Consider the following 17,580-nt stretch of genomic DNA (forward strand, 5'->3'; position numbering starts at 1 on the left):
GTAATGCAGCCCCGGCGAGGCGCAATATTGCCGGGATGGCAAGTGGGGCTAAACGGATACGAACTTACCCTGATCGTAGACGCCCCATGCAGATCCAAGCCGTCGCCTAAAACCCAAGCTCGAGATCCGGAGCCACGCCTTTTAGCTGCGTACGGAAAACATCCTTGATACGCTCCAGCGCCTCCTCGGACTCCGCCTCGAAACGCAACACCAGCACCGGCGTGGTATTGGAAGCGCGGCATAAACCCCAGCCATCCGGATAATCCACCCGCACGCCATCGATGCTGGTCACGTTACCGCCGCTGAAATCGCCTTGGGCACTGAGTTTGTCGACAATACCGAACTTATTGTCGTCGGTCACTGCGACGTTCAGCTCCGGCGTACTGACATCCTCGGGGAATTCAGCAAACACGTCCTGACTGTCCCGATCCTCGATGCCAAGGATTTCCAGCAGGCGCGCCGCGGAATAGAGCCCGTCGTCGAAACCGTACCAGCGCTCCTTGAAGAACACATGGCCAGACATCTCCCCGGCCAGCAAGGCGCCCGTTTCGCGCATTTTCGCCTTCATCAGCGAATGCCCGGTTTTCCACATGATCGGCCGGCCACCCGCCTCGTTGATCACGGTTGCCAGGCGACGGCTGCACTTCACATCGTAGATAACATCGGAACCGGGGTTGCGGGAGACCACATCGCGGGCAAATAGCATCAGCAAGCGATCCGGCCAGATGATCTTGCCGGTGTTCGTCACCACGCCCAAACGATCGCCGTCACCGTCGAAAGCCAGGCCGATGTCCGCTTTCTCGGATTTCACCTTCTCGATCAGCGACGCCAGGTTCTCGGGTTTACCCGGATCGGGATGATGGTTGGGGAAATTACCGTCCACCTCGCAAAACAGCGGCACCACCTCGCAGCCCAGCTCTTCCACCAGGATGGGTGCCAGTTCCCCGGCGATACCGTTGCCGGCATCGAGAACGACTTTGAGCGGCGCGGCAACGGCAATGTCACCAATGATGCGGTCGAGGTAGGCACGGCGTACGTCCTGCTCCGAATAGTCGCCCTGACCCTGGGCAAAATCGCCGCTCTGGATGCGATGCAGCAGTTTCTGAATATCATCGCCCGACAGCGTATCCTCGCCGAGCATCATCTTCAGACCGTTGTAGTCGGACGGATTATGACTACCTGTGACCATCACGCCCGAGCCGGTGCCCAGATGCTGGGTCGCGAAGTACAGCACCGGTGTGGGCACCGCGCCCACGTTGATAACATTGCAGCCGGTACTCACCAGACCGCGCGTCAAGGCATCGGTCAGTTCGGGGCTGGAATGACGGCCATCGTAACCGACACAGATATCGGTCAGACTTCGGCTGCGCGCCTCGCTGCCGATGGCACGGCCAATCTCGTGCACGGTTTCGGCAGTCAGGGTGTCGCCAACGACACCCCGGATATCGTAGGCACGGAAGATCGACGATGAAACGGAGGCCGCCGGTGGCGTTTCCTCGACCATCGCAAAGGCGTCGTCGCTGCCGGCGTTGCCGAAGCCGAGTACGTCTTCGTCGCTGTCCAGCATATCGATATCCAGCATATCGTTTTCCTGAAACAGCGGTTCCTCACCGGTACTGTCGCGCTGGCCGCTGGCCGCTGGCCTGGCGCTCTTGGCAGCTGACTTAGACTTAGCGGCCTCTTCTGCCTTGCCAATACGCTTCTCCACGGCCTGGGCCAAACGCTGGAGCACCTCGCCGATGGACGCGACTACGTCCCACCGATAGCTCGGGGCCTTAAGACGGTCGCCGGCGAAAGCCTTATGCGCCCATTGTACGAGTCCTGCCACATCGCGCCGCAAGTCGGATTGCGCACGGCTAAGCAGCAACCAGATCAAAATCATCGCAATGACGGCCGGTATGACAACGACCGTCAAGGCCATGATGGGATTGACCAAGGGTGCCAACGCCTGCTGCGGCTGATACTGCAGCGACCAGTTGGGTGCCGAAAGTTCCCGGGTTGTCGCTTCGCCGCTCCCGGAGCCGGCAAATGCCACCGTTTGGCTGCTGCCTGAGACCGTCTGGATCAACGCCAAACGTCCGCCCATGGCGGGGTCGCCCAGGCTCAGGGCCGGGACGATGACCGAAGGCTCGAAAATGACCAGCAACGTCCCCTTGACGGCACGACTGCCAGGATCGGTGACGGGTGCGGCGAACTGCACGAACCAAGTTCCTTCCCGCGGGAAGGCATCCGGGTGGAGTTGGCGACCGGACTCGGCCTTCTTGGCCAGATCAAGATTAACGAAACTGAGTTCGAAGTTGCGTCCGGACTGACGCCCCACGTCGCCATAGGGGAAGACGAACACCGCGTGGGTGCCGGGCAGCATCGTCTCCAATTCGGCAACCAGACGCGCCCGGCTATCCGGCTGATCGATGGCCTCGCGCACGTGCGCCTGGCGGCTATAACCATCCACCACGTCACGGATCAGCGACAAACGTTGTTCCAGACGCGCCTTGGCATGATCCGCCACCAGCGCGACACGTGCAGCCTCGCGCTGCCCTTGCGCCGGTACCAGGACCAAAAAGTAGAGCAGAGCCGCCGCCGCCAACCCTGCCAGCAACACCACGATAGCCTGTTGCGAGCCGACACCGGCCAGACTCTTCAGCTTCACGCCATTCTTCGGTTTGGCCTCGCCGCGCGGCTGCTTTTTCTCCTTGGCGTCCGGTTGCGCCGGGCTGTCCACATCGGACGTTTTCTTTTTGCCGAGTTTCATAGGTATCCCGTTATTCTTCTTGAATCTTGCTGTTCTTGGCCGAACTCTCTTGCCAGTATAGATCCCAAACGACCGACTCGTGGGCTGGCTCGTTCGTTAACCCGTTAAGGCTCGAAGCATCTGTCTAGCGGCGTTGCAGCACTCGATGTGGAATCGTCCTGCCTGCCGAACGGTCCTTTGTCCAAAGCACTCAACACTCGCAGCAAATTAACGAACGAGCCGGACAGCACCCTAAACGCTGCCTGTAGAACCGAAACCGCCCTCCCCTCGCGCGCTTGCGCCGAACTCGTCAACGATGTCGAAATCAGCTTGCACGACGGGCACCAGAACGAGCTGGGCGATTCGCTCGCCTGGCTCGATTGTGAATGCGGTTTGCCCCCGGTTCCAGCAGGACACCATTAGCTCACCCTGGTAATCGGAATCGATCAGCCCCACCAGATTGCCCAAAACGATACCGTGCTTATGCCCCAATCCGGACCTCGGCAAAATCATGGCCGCCAATGTGGGATCGCCGATATGCAGGGAAAGCCCCGTCTTGAGCAGTTCGGTATCGCCAGGCTGCAGCGTCAGCGACGCATCCAGGCAGGCACGCAGGTCCAAACCGGCAGAGCCCTCGGTTGCATAGGTGGGCATGGGAATTTCACGGCCGATCCGCGGATCGAGGATTCGCACCTGGAAGGTCTGTCGAGTCATGCAAAACGCCTTAATCTATTGTTAATAAGAGGATTGTTCTTGCAACCGCTTACTTGGACGCTGATTTACGCGCACAATGATTTAGTCGTACAAGGGCTTATTTATACATTGCCTTATTTACACAGCGGTTGGTTTTCATATTCGTTTATTGAGCCGGAAACGCCTGTTCCGCGATCAATCGAAGCAGTTCGCGTGCCAGCCCCCGTTTATCGGCTGGCGGGAAGGACCGGCTGCCGGCTCTCCAGATCACCGTCACGGCGTTCTGGTCGCTGTTGAAGCCCAGACCCGGCTGGGATACGTCGTTAGCCACAATCATGTCCAGATTCTTGCGCGCCATTTTATCCCGGGCATAGTGTTCGACATCCCGGGTCTCCGCCGCGAAACCGACAGTAAACGGTTTGTCAGGACGTGACGCAATCGTTGCAAGGGTGTCGGGATTGCGCACCAACATCATGCTCATGGTTTCTTCGGACTTCTTGATCTTATCCCTGGCCAGGGAATCGGGGCGGTAATCCGCCACCGCGGCGGTTGCCACAAAGACATCGCATCCCTGATCCACCGCTTTTTCAGTCGCCTTGAGCATCTCCTCCGCGGTCGTCACGGAAATACGCTCGACCCCTCTGGGGCATTCCAGGCTGACCGGCCCGCTCACTAACACGACCTCGGCGCCCGCATCTTTGGCAGCTATCGCCAGTGCATAGCCCATCTTGCCGGAGCTGTGGTTGGAGATGTAGCGCACGGGGTCTATCGGTTCCCGGGTGGGGCCAGCGGTGATCACTACGCGCTTACCGGCCAATGACTGCGGTTCGTCCAAACGCGCCGACAATCGGTCTGCCAGCGCCTGAGCCTCCAGCATCCGGCCCGGCCCCACATCGCCACAAGCCTGATCACCGGCATCCGGCCCCCACAGCTCGATCTGGGCATCCTCGGCGAGCAACCGCGCATTGCGCTGAGTGCGGGCATTGCTCCACATCGCCTGATTCATCGCCGGCGCCAGAACGATCGGCGCCGTGGTCGCGCAGCACACGGTGGTCAGCAGATCGTCCGCCAACCCATTGGCCAGGCGCGCCATAAAGTTCGCGGACGCCGGTGCCACCATAACGATATCGGCCCAGCGAGCCAGCTCGATATGCCCCATGCCGGCCTCGGCTTCGGGATCCAGCAGGGAATTGCGTACAGGCTCACCGCTCAGGGCCTGGAAGGTCATCGGGGTCATGAAGGCCTCGGCTCCCGAGGTCATGACCACCTGAACCTTGTGTCCAGCCTTTTTCAGCAATCTGACCAGTTCTGCGCTCTTATAGGCGGCAATGCCCCCGGTCACACCCAGCAGAATGTTTTTCTGCGCCATGCTCGGCTCCATTTCTCTAATCATTCAGCAGTGTGCGGCGATCCGAACCGTCCCTGCGATAAGCTCTGTAAGATAGCATTGCAGCCGGGCTCCCGACAGTCCGGGCAACCTATGGTATGCTTCTTTCACGGTGCAGGACGCACCCTTAGAGTCACTGAAGAGTAACTAACCCCGGAGGGACTCGGGAATGAACCACCCACACCCCTGGCCGACTGACGAGCGGCCCCGCGAGCGCCTGCTCAAACACGGCGCGGAAAGCCTCAGTGACGCCGAGCTGCTCGCCATTTTCCTGCGCACAGGTACAGCGGGCCAACCCGTCATGGCACTATCCCGACATCTTATTGACGAGTTCGGCAGCCTGCGAGAGCTGATGACAGCCTCCGCACGTCGATTTTGCGCGATCCACGGTCTGGGCACCGCCAAATACGCACAGCTTCAGGCCGCCATGGAAATGGCCCGACGCGTGCTCGACCAGCCCCTGCACCAGGGCGATCCACTACGCTCTCCGGAAGACACCCGGCGTTATTTGAGTAGCCGGCTGGGCCACTACCCGCACGAGGTGTTCGCCGGTTTGTTCCTGGACAATCGCCACCGCATCATTCGCTACGAGGAACTGTTCCGCGGTACTATAGACGGCGCTGCCGTATATCCCCGGGAGGTGGTCCGCCACGCTTTAGAGTACAATGCGGCGGCCGTCATCTTTGCCCACAACCATCCGTCGGGGGTCGCCGAACCCAGTCAGGCCGATATCAGCTTGACCCAACGCCTGACCGAAGCCCTCAAATTGGTGGATATCCGGGTGCTGGACCATATGGTCGTGGGACATGGCGAAGTGACGTCCCTGGCGGAGCGGGGTTTGATGTAAGGGTTGAGGAGCCATTCATAGGCCCCTTCTCCTCCTTATATAAGGAATCTCCGAAGAATTGGACAAATTCCCAACAATTTTTTGCGTTGGGCCAGCCATTCTGGTATAAAAGCGTCCCTTTCTGGCGGCGTCTGGCGAGCACCCAGAGGCGCGAAATAAAGAATTCCGTATTTCAGGACTTAAGCTCAGGTCGGAGGCAAAAATGTCCAGAGTCTGTCAGGTTACCGGTAAGCGGCCGGTCTCCGGTAATAACGTTTCTCACGCGATGAACCATACCCGGCGTCGTTTTCTGCCCAATTTGCAGAGCCATCGCTTCTGGGTAGAAACTGAAAAGCGCTTTATTAAGCTGCGCGTTTCTACGAAAGGTATGCGTATCATCGATAAAAAAGGCATTGACGCTGTGCTGGCCGACCTTCGTGCCCGCGGCGAGAAAGTGTAAGGAGCCGCATCATGCGCGAGAAGATCAGATTGGTATCATCAGCAGGTACAGGTCACTTCTATACGACCTATAAGAACAAGCGCAACACGCCCGAGAAGATGGAGATCAACAAGTACGATCCCGTCGTTCGTAAGCATGTTGCCTACAAGGAAGCCAAGATCAAGTAATTGGTCCGCTTCTAAAAAAGCCGGCACCCCATTGTGGCTGCCGGCTTTTTTGTGCCTGAATCTTCAATGATCAATGCCAGCACGAACCAACATCTACTTCAGAATTTCTCCACATAGCCCGACGGCAGCGAGATATCCATGGCAATAGGAAGGTGATCCGACACTGGATGATTCACCACTTCGGCCTTACGAATCTCCAGTGACGGACTGACCAGAATATGGTCCAGTGCCCGCTCCGGGCGCCAGCTGGGAAAGCTGTGCGCCGTAGCCGGCAGGGGGACCAAGTCGGTTTCACTGAGCGGGGTATTTCTGAGCAACTGCTCGGCGTGGTTATTCATATCCCCCATCAAAACCACATGCCGGTATTCGCTGACGAGATCGCGGATGAACCGGAGCTGGCGATTCTGGGCCTGAGCGCTGAGCGACAGGTGCATCATAACCAGAACCAGGGGATCTTCAGGATCGCCATAACGGGCCACGATAGCCCCACGCCCCGGAATCAGCGCCGGCAGTTTATGCTCGGTGACATCCAGCGGCCGGTAACGGCTCAACAAGCCATTGCTGTGCTGCGCCAGGCGACCCAGGTTTCGATTAAGCTGCTGGTACCAATACGGAATACCGCTGGCTTCCGCCAAGTATTGCACCTGGTTGATAAAGCCACTCCGCAAGCTACCACCATCGCACTCCTGCAACGCCACCACGTCGTAGTTCCGCAACAGAGCGGAAATTTTATCGAGATTTTCGACGCGCTTACGATAAGGAAGGACGTGCTGCCAACTGCGGGTAAAGTAGTGGTGGTAGGACGAGGTATTGATACCGACCTGGATATTGTATGTCAGCAACCGGATGTGGCGGTGAGGCTCGAATTCCGGAACATGATCGGTTCCGGAATTCGAGCCTCGACTAATTGTCCCTTGCTGGGATCCGACCATTTCCGAGAGCTGTTTGCGGATTCGCTCGTACATGCCCTGCTGACCCGGCCGATGGAGACTTAGTTGGCGCTGCGCTCCTTCTCAACCAGATAGTCGATAACCTCGATCATATTCTCGTGATTACCGGCCATGGAAGCGCTGACTTTGTATTTCCCATTGACAACCATAGTCGGAACGCCAGTAATCCGCGCGGCCCGAACTTTCGACTGTGCTTGCTGCATCTTCGCATTCACGCCGAAACTGTCAAAGGTCTTGATGAATTTTTCCTTGTCGACGCCATAGTCGGCCAGGTAGTCGGCAATACGCTCCGGGGTATTCAGCGGCTTGCGATCACGCGCCAGGGCGTCGAACATCGGCGAATGGGTTTCATCGAGCACACCGAGGGCCTGCGTTGTGTAGAAGGCGCGGGCATGGGTTTCCCAGGAGCTACCTAGAGCAGCCGGCAGCAGGATAAACTCCACATCGTCCGCTGCGTTCTTTTCCCATTCCTCGATCAACGGCTTAAAATCGTAACAGTGCGGGCAGCCGTACCAGAAAACTTCGGTCACCTCAATTTTTTCCGGGTTACCGGTCGGCAGCGGTGTACTCATTTTTTCGTAATGCGTACCTTCCTGCCATCGCCCCTCTTGGGCAAACGCTACCAACGGCAGCATCAAGAAGGCACAAACCCAGACTTTCAAGAACTTCGACATCATTAACTCCTGTAATCCGTTGTCGCAGGGGCTTCTGACCCGGGCTGCGTACGAAAATTCCCGACGCTCCGTAAAAAGCCTTAAACAAGCATTCCTTAACACTCGCGTGATGCAGCATTATTGCGACTCTGATCCACACACGCAACGCCTGAACTTTTGCGGATTCTTAATCAAAAAACCCCCGCCAGAGGCGAGGGTTCTTCTACAACGTATGCAGATCAATGCAGGCCAGAAACGTAGCTGGCTACCGCTTCCATTTCGTCATCGGACAGCTTGGTAGCGATATCGATCATGATTTGACTCATGGCGCCAGTGCTCCGCTCGCCATTCCGGTAGGCCTGGAGTTGCTTGACCACATAGTCCGCATGCTGGCCGCTCAGACGCGGAAAGCCCGCAGGCTCATTACCCATGCCCTGCGGGCTGTGACATGCCGCGCAGGCCGGAATATTTTTGGCCAGACTGCCGCCGCGATAAAGCGCTTCGCCCGCATCCACCAGCTCCGGATTGGCCTGGCCGATAGGCATCTGCTGCTGATTAAAGTAAGCAGCCAAATCTTCCAGATCCTGCTCGGACAGATTGTCCAGCAGACCGGTCATCTCTGGAATTTGACGGTCACCGGACTTGATATGGCGAAGCTGATCGAAAAGATAGTCTTCCCCGACGCCGGACAGTTTTGGATAGACGGGCTGGATCGGCTGTGCCCCGCCCTGACCGTGACATCCCGCGCAAACCGTGGCATTGGCCTTACCCGCTTCCGGATCACCGGCGCCGTGTGCTGTTGTCGCCAGGCAAAAACCCAAGACTACACCTGCGATCAGTTTTTTCATGCTCGCCCCGCTCTCTCTCATCAGAAAATCTTTTCTCAGCTAACGCCGCCGCGAACTGCACTCATGGGCGCCCGCGTTTGAATTGGTGTGGTATTATACATAAATATCGGGCAAGCGCTGCCCCAGTCCCCGGCAATTCTGGCGTGCGCAGACCCCGGAATCAAGCAACGGTACCACAGGGTTGGAACAATAGTAGGCTTACAACAGGGTTGGGCTTGTAACGAGGCGGGGTTGTTACCAAACAGACGCTACCACAACGCTAAACGCCGCCCTCCGAGCCAGCCGCAGTATACCGGTCGCCAACCCCTATCCATCTGCGCCAAAACCAACAGGAACACGTCTGCCGTGCACGATTTGCCCGAGTCCGAAACACCCCTACTCAAGCCGATTGCTTTCAATAGCGCCCGCTTTCTCATCAGTGCGTCCCGAGTCAAGGAATGCCCATCGGACGAGGGAAGCGAAGTGGCGTTCGCCGGCCGCTCCAATGCCGGCAAGTCCAGCGCCATCAACGCCATTACGGTGAACGGCAAACTCGCCCGCACCAGCAAGACGCCGGGGCGTACGCGCCTGATTAATTTCTTTTCGCTCAACCGCCCGGGATGCCGTTTGGTGGATCTGCCGGGATACGGTTATGCCAAGGTCGCAAAGGAAATGCAGGACGACTGGCAAAAGCACCTGGACGACTACCTGTCCCGTCGCGAATGTCTGCGCGGACTGGTGCTGGTGATGGACATCCGTCATCCGTTACAGGATTTCGACCGCATGATGATCGAATGGTGCGAGCACAGCCAGATGCCGCTGATGATCCTGGCGACCAAAGCCGACAAACTGAAATCCGGGCAGGCCAAGCAGGCCATGTTGCAAATACGGCAGGCGCTACAGGACTTTAACTGCGTGGAACATCTCATCCAGTTTTCCGCTATAAAAAAACAGGGATTGGATCAGGCAAGGCATGCGCTCGAAGCGTGGCTGGAAGCGGGCTTGGAATTGGAGCGAGGCGAGAAGGCTGGTACGGATACCCCTCAACCCAAGTGACTAACCAAGTAACTATCCCAAGTGACTATCTATCACGCATCTATCACGCACTAACGCGCAGGCCATCGCCCCAGTTCATCAACCAGTCAAGCCGGTCACATGAGTGACGACCCCATCGCTCAGCGGGACTTTCAGAGGCCCATACAAAAAGCTCCCGGCTTGCAGGAGCCGGGAGAACGTCAGGGTTTTGCTTTCAGCTAAAACCTGAGCCCTCAAGCTCAGGAAGACGCAACCAGTAATCCGTTCTGGCTTGCGTCCGGTTATTAAGACGCCGCCAAGCACCAAAAGTTCCCACAAGCCGTCTATTTTTTAGACTATTTCAGCCCGTTTTTAGACTATTTCAGCCCGCCGGGAATAAACACCGAATCTGGCGTCGAACCAATCACGTCCGGCCGGTAGCGGGCCCGGATAGCCATCACGTCATCGCGATACTCGGCATTCAGGTAGGGCATCTCCAGCGTCAGTACCTGGAAAATACCCTGCTTGAGCTGGTTTCGGGTGATGCTGTCGTAGGGGTGGCTGGCGTGGGCCGTCTTGAGAAAGGCCATCCAGTTGGTGATGACCAGCCAGACATTCAACGACAACGCGTCTTTCAATTCATCGGGCTGGTGCTGAAACAGGCCACCTTCCCCTAGTCCCGAGAGAATCTGTTTGATCGCCGTCAGGCAGCGTGAAGTGAAGCGCCGGTAGTCCTCCCGCAGGCGTTCGTCGTTATCCAGCAGGAATTCCAGGTCGCGATGGAAGAAACGATAGCTCCAGAGCCCGTCGAACACCGACTCCAGGTAGAACATCATGTCATCCAGCCCCAACGGCCGATCCTCGGGGATCTCCAGGTAATAATTCACTAACTTCTCATACTCCTGGAAAATTTCGTAAATAATGTCGGACTTGTTGCGAAAATGGTAATAGAGGTTGCCTGGGGAAATTCCCAGATGCGCTGCGATATGGTTGGTGGTGACGTTGCGCTCGCCGCGTTCGTTGAAGAGATCCAGGCTGCAAAGCAGAATTTTGTCGCGTGTTTTCATGAAGCAGGCTTTTGTTGTCGGGACGTTTTGGGAGGGATTGAAACTCCAGGCAAAAACACCTTGGCCCAGGCTGCATGGGCCAACTCTTGACTCTCTAGAGTATATACTCTAATAATAGCCAAAAAATACAATATGAATAATTTTTGATCACCCTAATCGCTTTTGATTTCTCTTGATTACCCTAACAAACACCCAGCGTTGCCCGCCTTAAACGGGTCGTCGCCAGTGATACAAGCAAGGGATGCAGAAGCATCAAGAGCGTACGGACGCTCGAGGCTACCGGCTAGGAGAGGCATCATGTCTGCAAGTGTGGTTCATCTGACAGAAAGCAAAAAACAGATCCAGCAGACCGCACGGATCTTCGAGGAACAGCGCCGCGCCTTTCGGCGCAGCCCTGCGCCGACTCACACCGAACGCCGAGAGAACCTCAAGCGCCTAAAACGGATGCTGTTGACCCATGAGGACAGGCTGATCGAGGCTATCGACAGGGACTTCAGCTGTCGCTCGGCGGATGAGACCAAGATCGCCGAGTTAATGCCCAGTGTGCAGGGCATCAACCACACGCTCAAGCACCTGAATGACTGGATGAAGCCTGACAAGCGCAGTGTCAGCGTTCTGTTCCAGCCCGCGAGTAACCGCGTGCACTATCAGCCTGTCGGCGTGGTCGGCATTATCGTACCCTGGAACTACCCGCTGCTGCTGGCCATGGGGCCGCTAACCGGTGCCCTGGCGGCCGGCAACCGCGTCATGATCAAGATGACCGAGTTCACCCCCCGCTTTTCGGCACTGCTCAAGGAACTGATCGAGGACAATTTTCCCCAGGATCTGGTCAGCGTGATCACCGGAGAAGCGGATGTGGCCGCCGATTTCTCCAGCCGTCCGTTCGACCACCTCCTGTTCACCGGCTCTACCGCCGTCGGCCATCATGTCATGAAGGCCGCAGCGGAAAACCTGACACCCGTTACGCTGGAGCTGGGTGGTAAATCGCCCGCGATCATTTCACCGGACGTCCCCATGAAGGATGCGGCGGAACGCCTCGCGTTCGGCAAATCGGTCAACGCCGGCCAGACCTGTGTCGCGCCGGATTACGTTTTGTGTCCAGCCGACCGCCTGCAGGTCTTCGTCGATGAATTCCGCAGCAAGCTATCGGACATGTATCCAAGCTTGCGGGACAATAACGACTACACCGCAATCATCAACGAACGCCAGTATGCCCGGCTCCAACGCCTGTTGGACGATGCCCGCAACAAAGGTGCAAAAGTCGTCGAAATCAACCCTGCCGCGGAGAATCTGAGCGACGGCACCCGTAAGATGGCCATGCATCTGGTGCTGAATCCTACGGACGACATGCTGGTCATGCAGGAAGAGATTTTCGGGCCGATTCTGCCGGTGATCGCCTACGGCAATCTGGACGAAGCCATCGACTACATCAACGACCGGGCGCGGCCTCTGGCGCTGTATTATTTCGGCTATGACCGGGATACCCAGGATTTTGTGGTCAACAACACCCATTCCGGCGGCATGTGCATCAACGACACGCTGATGCACGTCGCCCAGGACGATCTTCCTTTCGGCGGTATCGGTGCCTCTGGCATGGGCCACTATCACGGCAAGGAAGGCTTCCTCACGTTCTCCCATGCCAAGGGCATCTACGCGCGGCAAAAGGTCAACAGCGGACGCTTTGTGTATCCGCCCTATAAGACGCCGTTCCACAAAATGGTTTACCGGATGTTTATCCGCTAGGGCCGTCCGAGGTTCCTCGCAAACAAGGCATTGTTCACTTGAGCCGGGGCATGGAAGCCCCAACGTCGGCTCACGCCGTTGCGCTTCTAATTTGAACCCTCCTGTAAAGTCAGGCTACTATCGCGCTGCATCATCGTCAGCGAGGGCAGAAAATGAATTCCGTCGTCTATCCCGGTACGTTCGATCCGGTTACCAATGGTCATCTGGATCTGATCGCTCGAGCATCGCGCCTGTTCGATAACGTCATCGTCGCCGTGGCCGCCAGCACGAAGAAGAACCCCTTGCTGACCCTGGACGAGCGCGTCCAGTTGATCGAGGAATCCGCCAGCCATCTACCCAACATCAAGGTCGTCGGTTTCAGCAAGTTACTGGCTGAATTCGTCCAGGATCAAGGCGCCAATGCGCTGATCCGGGGGCTGCGGGCCGTGTCCGATTTCGAGTACGAATTCCAGCTTGCCGACATGAACAGGCGCTTGGCCCCCGGGGTGGAAAGTATTTTTCTAACACCGGCGAATCACCTGTCCTATATTTCCTCCAGCCTGATCCGGGAGATCGCCTCCCTGGGTGGCGACATCACCGAATTCGTGCCGCCTCCCGTAGCGGCGGCACTAAAGAAAAAATTCACCGCTGCGGATAACTGACCCACCGCCGTATACGGACTTTTGCGGGTAGGCAGACTCTGACAGCGGGCGGGTAAATCCGTTAAACTAGCGGACTCTAGTAGAGCTAGTAGCGGAACGATAGAGAGACCAAGAGGTCTCTCCGCAGGCCTCGAACACGAGCGCCCCGAGCACCCGAATATTATCCTCCCAGAGGACTTCTGCATGGCCCTGATGATTACGGACGAGTGCATCAACTGCGACGTCTGTGAGCCGGAATGCCCGAACGAGGCGATCTCGCCGGGCGACGACATCTATATTATCGATCCCAACAAGTGCACCGAATGCGTGGGTCACTACGACGAGCCCCAATGCCAGCAGGTGTGCCCGGTCGACTGCATTCCACTTGACCCGGGACACAAAGAGACCGAAGCTCAGTTGATGGACAAATACCATCGCCTGACAGGGGCCTGATAAGGAGCTGATCGCATGCTGGCACGGACGCCCGGAATAAGCCTGATTGTCACGGTTTTATTCATTCTGGGCGGCTGTGCCTCGGCACCCCCTGCCGAAACCGGCGTCAACGCTGTCTCCAGCGCCCATCCGCTGGCAACTCAGGCCGGCCTGAAAGCCTTGGAGAGCGGCGGCAACGCCTTCGATGCCGCCATTGCTACGGCCGCGGTCCTGGCAGTCGTGGAACCCTACAGTGCCGGCATGGGCGGTGGCGGCTTCTGGCTGCTGCAACAGCCGGACCGGTCGACCGTCCTGCTGGATGCCCGGGAAAAGGCGCCGGCCGCGAGCACCCGCACCATGTATCTCGACGACAACGGCGAGGTGCACCCCGACAAGCTCTCAATCAACGGCCCCATGGCGGCCGGCATTCCGGGTCAGCCCGGCGCTTTCGTCCACATCAACGAGCATTTCGCCGAACGCCCGCTGCGCGCCAACCTGGATGATGCCATCCGTCTGGCCCGCAACGGCTTCCGCGTCGACGAGCATTACCGCGCCCGAGCCGAATGGCGAGTGGATGTGATGCGCCGCTACCCCGCCACCCGGGAGACCTTCCTGGTCGACGGCGACATTCCCGAACCCGGCACCCTGATACGTCAGCCGGCGCTCGCCGACACGCTGGAAACCTTGGCCAAAGAGGGCTGGGATGGCTTCTACGCCGGCGACGTCGCGCGCAGCATCGTGGACGACGTGCGAGCCGGTGGCGGCATCTGGCAGATCGAGGATCTGCAGGACTACACGGTCGTCGAACGCCGGCCGGTCGTCATCGACTATGAGGGCGCGACCATCTGGACCACACCCCCGCCCTCTTCCGGCGGGATCGCCCTGGCGCAGATGTTCGGCATGATGCGCGAGCGGCCGTTTGCCGACGTTTACCCCGATACGCCCGCCAACGATCCTGTCGCCCGCGCCCACTATCTGACGGAAGTCATGCGCCGGGCCTACCGGGACAGGGCGCTTCACTTGGGTGACCCGGATTTCACCGACATTCCGGTCGATCACCTGCTGGACACCGAGTATCTGGCCAAGCGCATGCGCAGCGTCGAACCGGGGCAGGCCACCACCAGTCAGAGCTTGGAAGGTGAATTTTCCGGCGGCAACCACACGACACATCTCTCCGTTATGGATGCCCAGGGACGTAAAGTGAGCGCCACCCTCAGCATCAACCTGCCTTTCGGGTCCGGGTTCCTATCCGAGCAAACCGGCGTACTGCTGAACAACGAGATGGACGACTTTGCCATTAAGCCCGGCGTACCCAACGCCTACGGCTTGGTGGGCGGAGAAGCCAACAGCGTAGAACCGGGCAAGCGGCCACTGTCGAGCATGACGCCGACGATCATGGAATCGGATGAGTATATGGCCATTATCGGCACGCCAGGCGGCAGCCGGATTATTACCATGGTGTACCTCGGGCTACTGGATGTGATGGACGGCCGATCCGCTGAGCAAACAGTGGCTGAGCCCCGCTTCCACCATCAGTATCTGCCCGATGCCATCCAGCATGAACCTGACACGTTTACTCCCCAACAGCAGGCCGAACTTGAAGCCATGGGCCACAGCCTGAAGGATGTGGGGCGCCAGTACGGCAACATGCAGTTGATCCTGCGCAAGCCCACGGGAGAAACCACCGCCGCAGCCGACCCCCGAGGGATCGGCCAGGCCGTGGTTAAACCTGTCCGTTAGAAGCCCCCGTTAGACAGCCCACTAATCATGTGGGCGTGGCATGTGGGCGTGACATCGAGGATCAATGAAGGGAAATCAGATCAACGGCGGAATCGGGAATTCCTGTTCGTTGATTTTCAGCATCATGTCGGCCAGCTCGGCATCGATCCGGTAAACGTCACCATCGCGGACCAGGACGCCCTGCCGGACCAACCCCTCCAGGTTTTGGGCCAGGGCCGGACGCCCCTCAAACAGTGCCACGGGGACCGACAGGTCCAGCTCACCTGAGAGCTGCTGGACAATTAGCGGCATCTGCGCGCGCTCATCTTCCGGCACCGCCGGATGGGACAGTTGCCAATGGCCCGAGATCGCTCCGGCGGGTGCCTGCAGTTCGATCTCAGGCATACCGATGGTCAACCCGGCGGCGGCCACGTTCTTGGCAGCCTGACTGAAGCGCTGCATCAGCATCATCTGTTGCTGAAACCGTTCCTGGCCGGACATATCGGGGTCCATTTGCGCGTTATTGGCCTGGATGTCCGTCGCCACTTGCTGAAAGTCCATCCAAGCCGCCACATCCAAATTGTCGATATCCAGGACAATACGATGCGGACCGTAGGTCTCGTCGTTGACGGCCACCTCTTCGAGGGTAAGTTCGGAATGGGACGAAAGACGCGTGTCGTCCTCGGCTGGCGAGGTCTGGCCGGTAAACTTCAGATTTTCCAGCTTCACGGTAGTCTGATCCGTCTCTACAAACTCCGCGTTTTCCAGGGTCATTTCGCCGCCCCCGGTCCACAGATTCCCGGCGATCCGGTCTCCTTCCTGAGAGATCTGCAAATTGTCGAAGCTCATTTTGACGGTATCGCTACGCACCACGGCACCCGGCCAATTCAGATCGAGCTCGATATGATTGCCAGCCTCGGAAATCTTTGCCCAGCCATAGGCTTCGGCGGCATTGAGCGTCTCTCCTGTCTGCTCGTCTTCGGCGTTGATCGCCGGCACGTTCAAATCCGCTTCCAGGGTGCCCCATAGCCAGGTACTCAGCGTCAGCCGCGGCGACTCCTCGGGGAACAGGCGCTGTAAGCCGTCGTTATCTTCGGCTACCGGCGTAAGAGCGACTTCGCTACCCAGCGCACCGTGGGAGACGTCGCCATCGAAACCCACGCGATAGGTTTCTCCGGACTCCGGATCCATCACGTGAATCTCGCCGGTAATCTCGCCGCCGAAAAAACCGCGATCGTATGTGTCGGTCACGATCCGTAAAAATCGCTGTTCGTTGTTAAGCTGGCCGGTCGCCTGTCTCCAATGCTGTTCCGTCAGTACACCAACACCGTAGGGTGCGCCAATAGCGACAACCAGCACCACGGCACCGGCCAAAATCCTTTTTTTCATGTACTGCGTTCTCCTGATTCATGAATGACTTGTCGTGCGCCGTCGATCACCTGACAGAGCTGATCCAGACCGTCTACCAGACGCAAGGTGGGGCGGGCCAGGGTATCCGGCGGGAGCAGGACGAGCTGATCGTACTCTACTGCCGGAATGCCGCCAAGCGCACGCCACCGGCCGAAGACGGACTCGGGCTCGCCCTCGCCCGCGGAGAGAATCATTTGCGGGCGGCGTGCCAGTACCGCTTCCTCGCTGACGGCGGCCGTCTTGCCGGACAGATCGGCAAAAACATTGTGCCCGCCGCAACGGGCGATGGCATCGGTGATGTATTGATCGCCGGCGAGCGTCATTAGCGGTGCATCCCAGACCTGATAGAAAACCCGTACCGGGGCACGCTCCGAATACGCTTGGGTTAGCTGTTCGAGCTGCCCCCTGTATTGCCCGGCTTTCACCCGAGCGCGCTCTTCGGTGCCGGTCAGCCGGCCAAGCCGAACCAGCGCTTCGGGAACAGCCGTTAGGGTGTCCGGCTCCAACACGAAAACCGGCAGATCGAATTGCCGCAGGCGATCGATGATCTCGGAACCGTTACCGCTCGCCCAGGCGAGAACCAGATCGGGCTTTAGTGCCAGGATGCGCTCGAGGTTAAAGCTGTCGTGACGACCGACCCGGGGAATAGCCTGCGCCGGCGGCGGATAATCGCTGTATTCCGTAACGCCCACCACCCGCGAACCCAGCCCCAGGGAGAAAAGCAGCTCTGTGGTATGCGGTGCCAGACTGATAATCCGCTGGGGCGGCGTCTCGAGGGTGACCTGCGTACCGGTATCGTCCGTGGCTGTGAGCGCCGCGCACGGAAGCGCCCAGGCCATCAACGCTAACAACGTAAGGCGCCGTGCCAGTTCGGTCAGCAC

At 58.4% G+C, this 17,580-nt stretch carries 17 protein-coding genes; 8 read left to right on the forward strand and 9 right to left on the reverse strand.

From position 1 onward, the window contains the following. Positions 1–106 precede the first annotated feature (106 nt). From FXO11_RS20630 to coaBC, 3 genes are all read right to left on the reverse strand, one after another. On the reverse strand, positions 107–2,752 hold the full coding sequence (locus FXO11_RS20630) for a phosphomannomutase/phosphoglucomutase (protein WP_148864429.1): 2,646 nt from the start codon (positions 2,750–2,752) through the stop codon (positions 107–109). 231 nt (positions 2,753–2,983) lie between these two features. After that, complete coding sequence (gene dut, locus FXO11_RS18570; RefSeq protein ID WP_148864430.1) at positions 2,984–3,445, reverse strand: dUTP diphosphatase; 462 nt, start codon at positions 3,443–3,445, stop codon at positions 2,984–2,986. Between the two features lie 145 nt (positions 3,446–3,590). Then, positions 3,591–4,793: a bifunctional phosphopantothenoylcysteine decarboxylase/phosphopantothenate--cysteine ligase CoaBC gene (coaBC, locus tag FXO11_RS18575; protein WP_148864431.1), complete on the reverse strand. Its 1,203-nt coding sequence runs from the start codon at positions 4,791–4,793 to the stop codon at positions 3,591–3,593. Positions 4,794–4,980: 187 nt separating this feature from the next. On the opposite strand from coaBC, the gene radC reads away from it, so the two are divergent. From radC to rpmG, 3 genes are all read left to right on the forward strand, one after another. After that, positions 4,981–5,658 (forward strand): RadC family protein, encoded by a 678-nt coding sequence (gene radC, locus FXO11_RS18580; RefSeq protein WP_148864432.1) that lies wholly within the window; start codon positions 4,981–4,983, stop codon positions 5,656–5,658. A gap of 202 nt (positions 5,659–5,860) precedes the next feature. Next, positions 5,861–6,097, forward strand: coding sequence for a 50S ribosomal protein L28 (gene rpmB, locus FXO11_RS18585; protein ID WP_148864433.1), 237 nt, complete (start codon positions 5,861–5,863; stop codon positions 6,095–6,097). Between the two features lie 11 nt (positions 6,098–6,108). Beyond that, complete coding sequence (gene rpmG / locus FXO11_RS18590; RefSeq protein WP_148864434.1) at positions 6,109–6,264, forward strand: 50S ribosomal protein L33; 156 nt, start codon at positions 6,109–6,111, stop codon at positions 6,262–6,264. A gap of 98 nt (positions 6,265–6,362) precedes the next feature. On the opposite strand, the gene FXO11_RS18595 is transcribed toward rpmG, so the two are convergent. The 3 genes from FXO11_RS18595 to FXO11_RS18605 form a co-directional block, all read right to left on the reverse strand. Continuing rightward, complete coding sequence (locus tag FXO11_RS18595; protein WP_148864435.1) at positions 6,363–7,229, reverse strand: endonuclease/exonuclease/phosphatase family protein; 867 nt, start codon at positions 7,227–7,229, stop codon at positions 6,363–6,365. Positions 7,230–7,255: 26 nt separating this feature from the next. Continuing rightward, positions 7,256–7,891, reverse strand: coding sequence for a thiol:disulfide interchange protein DsbA/DsbL (locus FXO11_RS18600; RefSeq protein ID WP_148864436.1), 636 nt, complete (start codon positions 7,889–7,891; stop codon positions 7,256–7,258). A gap of 215 nt (positions 7,892–8,106) precedes the next feature. After that, the gene (locus FXO11_RS18605) at positions 8,107–8,715 is read right to left on the reverse strand and encodes a c-type cytochrome (protein WP_148864437.1); all 609 of its coding nucleotides are present in this window, start codon (positions 8,713–8,715) and stop codon (positions 8,107–8,109) included. A gap of 345 nt (positions 8,716–9,060) precedes the next feature. Between FXO11_RS18605 and yihA the strand changes: the two genes are divergently transcribed. Further along, entirely contained in the window at positions 9,061–9,750 is a 690-nt protein-coding gene (gene yihA / locus FXO11_RS18610; protein WP_148864438.1) for a ribosome biogenesis GTP-binding protein YihA/YsxC, read from the forward strand. A 335-nt stretch (positions 9,751–10,085) separates the two neighbouring features. On the opposite strand, the gene FXO11_RS18615 is transcribed toward yihA, so the two are convergent. Further along, positions 10,086–10,775 carry a TetR/AcrR family transcriptional regulator gene (locus tag FXO11_RS18615; RefSeq protein WP_148864439.1) on the reverse strand — a complete coding sequence of 230 codons (690 nt, stop codon included), beginning with the start codon at positions 10,773–10,775 and terminating at the stop codon, positions 10,086–10,088. A 297-nt stretch (positions 10,776–11,072) separates the two neighbouring features. Here FXO11_RS18615 and FXO11_RS18620 point away from each other — a divergent pair, with 297 nt between their 5' ends. From FXO11_RS18620 to ggt, 4 genes are all read left to right on the forward strand, one after another. Further along, a complete protein-coding gene (locus tag FXO11_RS18620; protein WP_148864440.1) occupies positions 11,073–12,518 on the forward strand; it encodes a coniferyl aldehyde dehydrogenase in 1,446 nt (481 codons plus the stop codon). A 152-nt stretch (positions 12,519–12,670) separates the two neighbouring features. After that, on the forward strand, positions 12,671–13,159 hold the full coding sequence (gene coaD / locus FXO11_RS18625; RefSeq protein ID WP_148864441.1) for a pantetheine-phosphate adenylyltransferase: 489 nt from the start codon (positions 12,671–12,673) through the stop codon (positions 13,157–13,159). Positions 13,160–13,342: 183 nt separating this feature from the next. Continuing rightward, on the forward strand, positions 13,343–13,591 hold the full coding sequence (locus FXO11_RS18630) for a YfhL family 4Fe-4S dicluster ferredoxin (protein ID WP_148864442.1): 249 nt from the start codon (positions 13,343–13,345) through the stop codon (positions 13,589–13,591). Between the two features lie 15 nt (positions 13,592–13,606). Continuing rightward, the gene (gene ggt / locus FXO11_RS18635; RefSeq protein ID WP_148864443.1) at positions 13,607–15,310 is read left to right on the forward strand and encodes a gamma-glutamyltransferase; all 1,704 of its coding nucleotides are present in this window, start codon (positions 13,607–13,609) and stop codon (positions 15,308–15,310) included. 75 nt (positions 15,311–15,385) lie between these two features. On the opposite strand, the gene FXO11_RS18640 is transcribed toward ggt, so the two are convergent. Together FXO11_RS18640 and FXO11_RS18645 are read right to left on the reverse strand one after the other, a co-directional pair. Then, on the reverse strand, positions 15,386–16,678 hold the full coding sequence (locus FXO11_RS18640) for a DUF945 family protein (RefSeq protein WP_148864444.1): 1,293 nt from the start codon (positions 16,676–16,678) through the stop codon (positions 15,386–15,388). Then, positions 16,675–17,580, reverse strand: coding sequence for a cobalamin-binding protein (locus tag FXO11_RS18645; RefSeq protein WP_148864445.1), 906 nt, complete (start codon positions 17,578–17,580; stop codon positions 16,675–16,677). Before FXO11_RS18645 ends, FXO11_RS18640 begins: the two co-directional genes overlap by 4 nt.

The organism is Marinobacter fonticola, from assembly GCF_008122265.1.
In the GTDB taxonomy this organism is placed as follows: domain Bacteria; phylum Pseudomonadota; class Gammaproteobacteria; order Pseudomonadales; family Oleiphilaceae; genus Marinobacter_A; species Marinobacter_A fonticola.

Excerpts from the sequence above, each read along its gene's own strand:
- FXO11_RS18630 (WP_148864442.1), top strand. The coding sequence starts at position 13,343 with ATGGCCCTGATGATTACGGACGAGTGCATCAACTGCGACGTCTGTGAG.
- FXO11_RS18605 (WP_148864437.1), bottom strand. The coding sequence starts at position 8,715 with ATGAAAAAACTGATCGCAGGTGTAGTCTTGGGTTTTTGCCTGGCGACA.
- FXO11_RS20630 (WP_148864429.1), bottom strand. The coding sequence starts at position 2,752 with ATGAAACTCGGCAAAAAGAAAACGTCCGATGTGGACAGCCCGGCGCAA.
- FXO11_RS18620 (WP_148864440.1), top strand. The coding sequence starts at position 11,073 with ATGTCTGCAAGTGTGGTTCATCTGACAGAAAGCAAAAAACAGATCCAG.
- ggt (WP_148864443.1), top strand. The coding sequence starts at position 13,607 with ATGCTGGCACGGACGCCCGGAATAAGCCTGATTGTCACGGTTTTATTC.
- FXO11_RS18615 (WP_148864439.1), bottom strand. The coding sequence starts at position 10,775 with ATGAAAACACGCGACAAAATTCTGCTTTGCAGCCTGGATCTCTTCAAC.
- FXO11_RS18595 (WP_148864435.1), bottom strand. The coding sequence starts at position 7,229 with ATGTACGAGCGAATCCGCAAACAGCTCTCGGAAATGGTCGGATCCCAG.
- coaD (WP_148864441.1), top strand. The coding sequence starts at position 12,671 with ATGAATTCCGTCGTCTATCCCGGTACGTTCGATCCGGTTACCAATGGT.
- rpmB (WP_148864433.1), top strand. The coding sequence starts at position 5,861 with ATGTCCAGAGTCTGTCAGGTTACCGGTAAGCGGCCGGTCTCCGGTAAT.
- FXO11_RS18600 (WP_148864436.1), bottom strand. The coding sequence starts at position 7,891 with ATGATGTCGAAGTTCTTGAAAGTCTGGGTTTGTGCCTTCTTGATGCTG.
- rpmG (WP_148864434.1), top strand. The coding sequence starts at position 6,109 with ATGCGCGAGAAGATCAGATTGGTATCATCAGCAGGTACAGGTCACTTC.
- radC (WP_148864432.1), top strand. The coding sequence starts at position 4,981 with ATGAACCACCCACACCCCTGGCCGACTGACGAGCGGCCCCGCGAGCGC.
- dut (WP_148864430.1), bottom strand. The coding sequence starts at position 3,445 with ATGACTCGACAGACCTTCCAGGTGCGAATCCTCGATCCGCGGATCGGC.
- coaBC (WP_148864431.1), bottom strand. The coding sequence starts at position 4,793 with ATGGCGCAGAAAAACATTCTGCTGGGTGTGACCGGGGGCATTGCCGCC.
- FXO11_RS18640 (WP_148864444.1), bottom strand. The coding sequence starts at position 16,678 with ATGAAAAAAAGGATTTTGGCCGGTGCCGTGGTGCTGGTTGTCGCTATT.